This window comes from Streptomyces sp. NPDC059866, assembly GCF_042731325.1.
GTDB classification, from domain to species: domain Bacteria; phylum Actinomycetota; class Actinomycetes; order Streptomycetales; family Streptomycetaceae; genus Streptomyces; species Streptomyces flavusporus.
On record NZ_JBHWJT010000018.1, the window covers coordinates 212,731 to 218,730 of the forward strand.

Genomic DNA, 6,000 nt, shown 5'->3' on the forward strand with positions numbered 1-6,000 from the left:
CCTCATGAGCGCTGAAGTCTCTGGACGGGCGGCTGTCCGACAGGTCGCCGGTTGACCCGTTCCTGTTTCGTGGCCGATCCGCCGCGCTGCGGAAATCGCCTATAAGGCTTGTATGCTTCCAAGGAGGTTAAAGTCTGCGATTCTTATCAGTCCAGTCGTTTAGTGGTGAACTAGCTCACAAGTGCCGTGTCTCTGTTTTCCCGGCCGAGGCGGGGGTGTCGGGGCCTCAGGGAGGGGATGACGATGCCGAGGGTGCCGGTCCCGGGAGCGACGACGGTCTGCTCATTCAACGCATCGCAGCTCCACCCGCGGTGTCGGTCGGTGGCTCATTTCCCGGGCGGGCCTGGTGGACGGAACCAGCCCGTCCTGACCTCGATCTTGCATGAGGGTCCAGCTTGCTGACGGTCCCTTTCGGCTCGTTCGGGGCGGAGATTCGTGCAGGTGGGCAGGCTGGTGGCCCGGCTGTCGCGTCGGGTGGACGCCGGGTTCCACAGCTCCGGTCGGGCGGTGCTGCTCGTGGGGACGGGAAGTTGCTGGTCAGCCGGGGGTCGGGACACCGTCGGATCGGAGACCACCGGCCCGAACACCGCCGGCTCGGCTCGCAGCACGCCCACGTCTGCCGGGCAGTCTCCGCCCAGCGCGACCGCGAGCGCCACATCAAGCAGGCCTTTGCCCGGATCATGCACCGCCCGCGGCTTGCGCCACGGCGCCAACGCCACCGATATCGCCTGACCCAGGCCGGCCTTGCGGACCGTCTCCACCAGCAGCAGCACTCTTCGCGTTTCTGGTCACCCGCTGGATGCCCTGCCGCGTGAAAGCGCGAGGCTAGCCCTTCGAGGCCGGTTTCCAGTCCTGGACGAGGAGCCCGAGCAGCACCTCGTCCAGGAACTCGCCCATCACCCAGGCCGAGGAGCGCAGCACGCCCTCGCGGACGAAGCCGTTGCGCTCGGCGGAGCGCAGCATCGCGGCGTTGTCCGACAGCGTCTCGATCTGCAGCCGCTGCAGGCCGCGCACGACGAAACCGTAGTGGCACAGCACCGCGACCACGTCGGTGCCGTAGCCCTTGCCACGGGAGGACGGCAGCAGCCCCAACCCGATGTGCGCGGACCGGTTGTGATTGTCGATGCCCCACAGCGTCGCGGTGCCGACCAGCGTGCCGCCGTCCAGCTCCACCACGGAGAAGGGGACGAGCCCCTCCTCCTTGTCGTCCACCACGAGCCGCGAGTCCTTCGAACCTGGCGTGATCGGCCGCCACGGCCGGCCCTCGGCCCGCGAGGCGTTGACCACGTCGTCGTAGAGCTCGGCCCGCAGGACCGGGATGTCGTCCTCGTGCCGGGCCCTCAGCCCGACCTTGCTGCCCCTTAGCATGCGAGCTTCTTATCCAACCAGGCTGGCCGGCGGCAAACCAATAAAGTCAGAGGTCCGGGCGCCTTCGCCACGGTTGACGGCAAGGGCAGTGTGACGTCCATGGTGAACACCTCCAGCAAAGGACTCCTGAACGCCGTCCTCGGCGGCACGCTGGAGGCCACGGCGGCGGGCCGGAGCAGCAAGGGGAACGGTCGCGGCTCACAGTGCGCTGCGCGCATCGTCCTCGTGCACCGTACGGCCTGGTTGCCGCTGCGCGGGAGGCCGGGCTTGGTACGCCGGTGGCGCGTCATGGGCAGCTATGGCCTGCTCGGCCCAGATGACCTTGCCCCGCGGGGTGTACCGAGTACCCCAGCGGTCGGCCACCTGGGCGACCAGGAACAGTCCGCGGCCGCCCTCATCGGTGGTGGCGGCGTACCGCAGATGCGGCGAAGTGCTGCTGCCGTCGGACACCTCGCAGGTCAGGGTGCGGTCGCGCAGAAGGCGCACGTGGATGGGCGGCGAACCGTGGCGGATGGCGTTGGTGATCAGCTCGCTGAGCACGAGTTCCATGCCGAAGGCGAGGTCGGACAGGCCCCACTCCTCCAGCTTCTGTGACACAGCGGCGCGCATTCCGGCAACGGCGGCGGGGTCGCAGGGCACGTCCCAGTCCGCGACCCGGTCAGCCGGTGTGGCGAGCGTGCGGGCGACGAGGACTGCGATGTCGTCCTTGGGACGCCCGTGGAGGAGTTCGTCCACCACGGCCTGGCAGTGTTGGTCGGGAGAGCGGTCGGGGTGCCGGGCGAGGGCCTCGCGCAGCATGTCCATGCCGACGTCGAGATCCCGCGCGCGGTCCTCGATGAGCCCGTCGGTGTAGAAGACGATCTGGGTGCCTTCCGCCAGTTGGAGTTCGGCAGTCTGGAACGGCATGCCGCCAAGGCCCAGCGGCAGGCCCGTCGGCACGTCGGCGAACGTCACGTCGCCGTCGGGGCTCACCAGGGCGGGGGCCAGGTGTCCGGCACGTGCCATGACGCAGCGGCGCTCGACCGGGTCGTAAATGGCATAGAGGCAGGTGGCGCCGATGACGCTGGAGTCGCGGTCCGAATCCGACTCGTCCTGGTCGATACGGCTGACCAGATCGTCGAGACGGCTCAGCAGGTCGTCAGGGGGTAGGTCGAGGGTTGAGAAGTTGTGCACGGCGGTGCGCAGCCGGCCCATCGTGGCCGCCGCGTGCAGACCGTGGCCTACGACGTCGCCGACAACCAGCGCCACCCGGCCGCCGGGCAGGGGGATGACGTCGAACCAGTCGCCGCTGACGCCCGACTGGGCGGGCAGGTAGCGGAAGGCGACCTCAAATGCGTTCTGCTCGGGCAGCGCGCGCGGGAGCAGACTGCGCTGGAGGGCGACGGCGAGGGTGTGCTCGCGGGTGAAGCGGCGGGCGTTGTCGATGCTGAGCGCGGCGCGAGCGACCAGTTCTTCGGCCAGGGACAGCTCCTCCTCGTCGAAGGGCTCGGGCTTGCGGGAGCGCCAGAAGGTCGCCACGCCGAGCATGACGCCGCGGGCTTGGATCGGGACGGAGACCAGGGAGTGGATACCGCATGCCTGGATCCTCTTCAGCCTCTCGGGGGCCTGCAGATGGAGCCCCGTGGCGGTGCCCAGATCGGACACGAGCTCCGAACGGCCCGTGCCCAGGCCGCGGGCGTGCGGTGTTGAGGGAATGAAGTCGATCAGGCAGCCGACCTCGCAGAAGGGATGATCCTTCAGGATGCCCTTGACGGCGGTGCGCCGCATATCCGATCCCTCATCGACCGGATCCTCGCCGTGCAGCACTGCGTCGACCAGGTCCACGGTCACAAAGTCGGCGAACCGGGGAACAGCGATGTGGGCCAGCTCCTCGGCCGTACGCGTCACATCGAGGCTGGTGCCGATACCGAGTCCTGCGTCGTACAGCAGTTTCAGGCGCTCGCGGGCCATCTCGGCCCGGCCGGACAGCGCCCGCAGCTCGGTGGAATCGCGCAAGGTCATCACCGTGCTGCCGGCGCAGCCGTCGGGTCCGGCGGGCCTCTGGTTGACTGCGAGCAGGCGCTCCCCGGCGACATGCACCTCGTCAGTGGCCTTGCGTCCGGAGGTCAGCAGTTCCCGAATGCCGCTGGTGAGGCCCGGCAGCTCCGCCACCGGCCTGCCCTCGGCGCCCTGGGGCAGGTCGAGGAGCTGCGAGGCCTCGTCGTTCGCCAGCAGCAGCCGAGCGTCCGCGCTCACGATGAGCACACCTTCGCGCACGGAGTGCAGGACCACGTCGTGATGCTTGTACATCCGCGCCATCTCGTCCGGGCGCAGGTTGTGCGTCTGCCGCTGCAGCCGCCTGCCGACCAGCGCCGTTCCGGCTGTGGTCACCACCAGGCCGGCCGCTCCGGCGCTCAGGATGAGGGGCAGCTGCCGCTCCGCGTGGCTGGCGACAGTCTTGACCTTCAGCCCGGCGGAGACCAGCGCCACCACCTTGCCGTCGCCGTCGTTGACCGGGACGGTGGCCTGCACCTCGTGGCCCAGCGGCCCGTGGACGCTCTCGGTATGGACGCGGCCCGCCAGCGACGGGTCGATCCGGCCCACGAAGCGCTTGCCGATCCGGTCCGGCTGGGGATGGGTGTACCGGATGCCGTGGGTGTCCATGACGACGATGAAGTCGACGCCGGCCGACTTCCGGCCCGCCTCACTGAGCGGCTGCAGCACCTTCGACGGCTCCGGGGCCCGCAGCGCGGACAGGATGCCGGGGGAGTGGGCGAAGGTCTGGGCGACGGCAACGGAGCGGCGCTCGGCCTCCGCGCTGCCGGCCCGCTGCGACTGCAGCACCTGCGCCACCACGGCACCCACCACCAGCAGCGCTATCAGCGCCACCTGCAGGAGAAACACCTGGCCAGCGACGCTTCGCGGACTTCTGCCAACCAGAAGCCGCGGGGATATGCCACGAAAACGGTGAAAAACGTTCACTGGGCCCTATTCCTACATGAAGAACGTCCCCATGGCTATGGCCCTGCTCGAGTTGGAACCGGAGCAGGGCGTCGCAGGGCGCGACGGCCGTCCCACGCCACGTGACCTCGCCCTCCCGGGGATGCCCAAGCGTCGGGCTCCACCGGAGTGACCCACTCGCCTCGCCCTCGGCGACGCGGCGCCCGTGGCCGACCGTCCGGGTCACTGGATCGCGGCCGCGGGCACCTGGATCTGCCTGCTGACGGCCGACGGCACCGTGGTCCGGCTCCTGAACGGCATCACCGTCCCCAGCGACCCCGCCGTAATCGATGCTGACCATCGCCTCTCCGTGATCGGGCCCGGCCGGGATCCATGTCGCGATATAGCGTTAGTCTTCTGCTTGCGTCGCTGCCTGCGTCGCGCGGAGACGTTCGACAGGACCAGGACGGAAGCATGTCGGGAGAGATTTCGCCCACCGGGAAGGGCTCCGGCTCCGGCTCGTCGCCCGAGCTTCGGGCCTCTCATGCGGACCGGGACCGGGTGGTGGATGTGCTGCGTATCGCGGCGGGGGACGGCCTGCTGACCGCGGACGAGTTGGACGAGCGCCTGGAGGCTGCCCTGTCGGCGCGGACTCTGAGCGAACTGGCCGCGCTCACCGTTGACCTGCCGCCCGTATCGGCTACGGTCGGCGCGACTGGAGCAGAGGTCAAGGACGTAGTTCGGATCGAACAGGTCCACAGCGGCGCGGTCGAGCGCGTGGGGCGCTGGGTGGTGCCGCGGCGGCTGGAGCTCGCGGTGTACTGGTGTGAGGTGACGCTTGACTTCACTGACGCCGTGATCACGCACGACACCTTGCGGATCGACGTGGACATGGCGGGGAAGACCCTGACGCTGGTCACGAGGCCGGGCATCGTGGTCGATACTGATGATCTGCGGCTGGTACACAGCAGGGTCAAGTACCGTCAGGCTCCGACGGGTCCTGATACGCCGGTCACTCTGCGAGTGGAGCTGGTCGGTCAGAAGGCCCACGGCCGCGTGGTGGTGCGGCCCCCGCGTCGGACGTTCGGGCAGTGGCTGCTGCGCAGGCCCGCATCCCTTTCTGCAGGCGATTGACTCCATCGTTGCGGCCGTGGGAGTCGCCATTGAACCGAACCAGGGGTGTACCGCCTTTCGGTGCCCAAGTGCGGGAGCGGTGCGATGTCATCGAGAGGCTCAGTCAAGATTTTCGTGATGGGGTGACCGGACGTCACTTCGTTGGGCCAGGAGGACGCGTTTGCGGAGGAGGGCGAAACCGGCTCTGCCATACATCTGTCGTTTGAGCATCTTGATCCGGTTGATGTGGCCTTCGACAGCGCCGGAACTCCAGGGCAGTGCAAGGCCCGCCATGACAGCTCTCTGATCGCGCCGAAGGCCGTCGGCAAAGGCGTGCAGGGCTGGCAGGTCGTCGGTGTGGACGGCGTCTGTCCATGCAGGGAGATTGTCTCCGCGGAGGTCGCAGAGCATCCGCGCGAAGGCATGCACGTGGTTGCGCGTGGCAGTCAACTCCGGGCAACGGGCGAGCACTCCGGCCAGTTGGCGCTCTTCATCAGCCTGCAGATGCTGGGGATTCCACATGATCCAATTGGTGATCTGCTGCGGTTTGAGTACCGGGGCGGGCGACCGGATCGAGCCGAGGCCGGTCCGAAGCCGGCG

Annotated in this window: 4 protein-coding genes and 1 pseudogene; 1 reads left to right on the plus strand and 4 read right to left on the minus strand. The window is 68.7% G+C overall.

What is annotated here, in order from left to right; genetic code table 11:
* Positions 1 to 548: 548 nt before the first annotated feature.
* From ACFV7R_RS27765 to ACFV7R_RS27775, 3 genes and pseudogenes are all read right to left on the minus strand, one after another.
* Positions 549 to 773, minus strand: a pseudogene (locus tag ACFV7R_RS27765) (transposase); the annotation flags it as partial.
* Positions 774 to 825: 52 nt separating this feature from the next.
* Positions 826 to 1,368 (minus strand): GNAT family N-acetyltransferase, encoded by a 543-nt coding sequence (locus ACFV7R_RS27770; protein ID WP_385268170.1) that lies wholly within the window; start codon positions 1,366 to 1,368, stop codon positions 826 to 828.
* A 198-nt stretch (positions 1,369 to 1,566) separates the two neighbouring features.
* Entirely contained in the window at positions 1,567 to 4,287 is a 2,721-nt protein-coding gene (locus ACFV7R_RS27775) for a SpoIIE family protein phosphatase (protein ID WP_385268198.1), read from the minus strand.
* Positions 4,288 to 4,761: 474 nt separating this feature from the next.
* Here ACFV7R_RS27775 and ACFV7R_RS27780 point away from each other — a divergent pair, with 474 nt between their 5' ends.
* Positions 4,762 to 5,421, plus strand: a complete 660-nt coding sequence (locus tag ACFV7R_RS27780) for a DUF1707 domain-containing protein (protein WP_385268172.1) — start codon at positions 4,762 to 4,764, stop codon at positions 5,419 to 5,421.
* Between the two features lie 99 nt (positions 5,422 to 5,520).
* Here the strand turns inward: ACFV7R_RS27780 and ACFV7R_RS27785 are convergent.
* On the minus strand, positions 5,521 to 6,000 hold a 480-nt coding region (locus tag ACFV7R_RS27785; RefSeq protein WP_385268174.1), incomplete at its 5' end, for a transposase.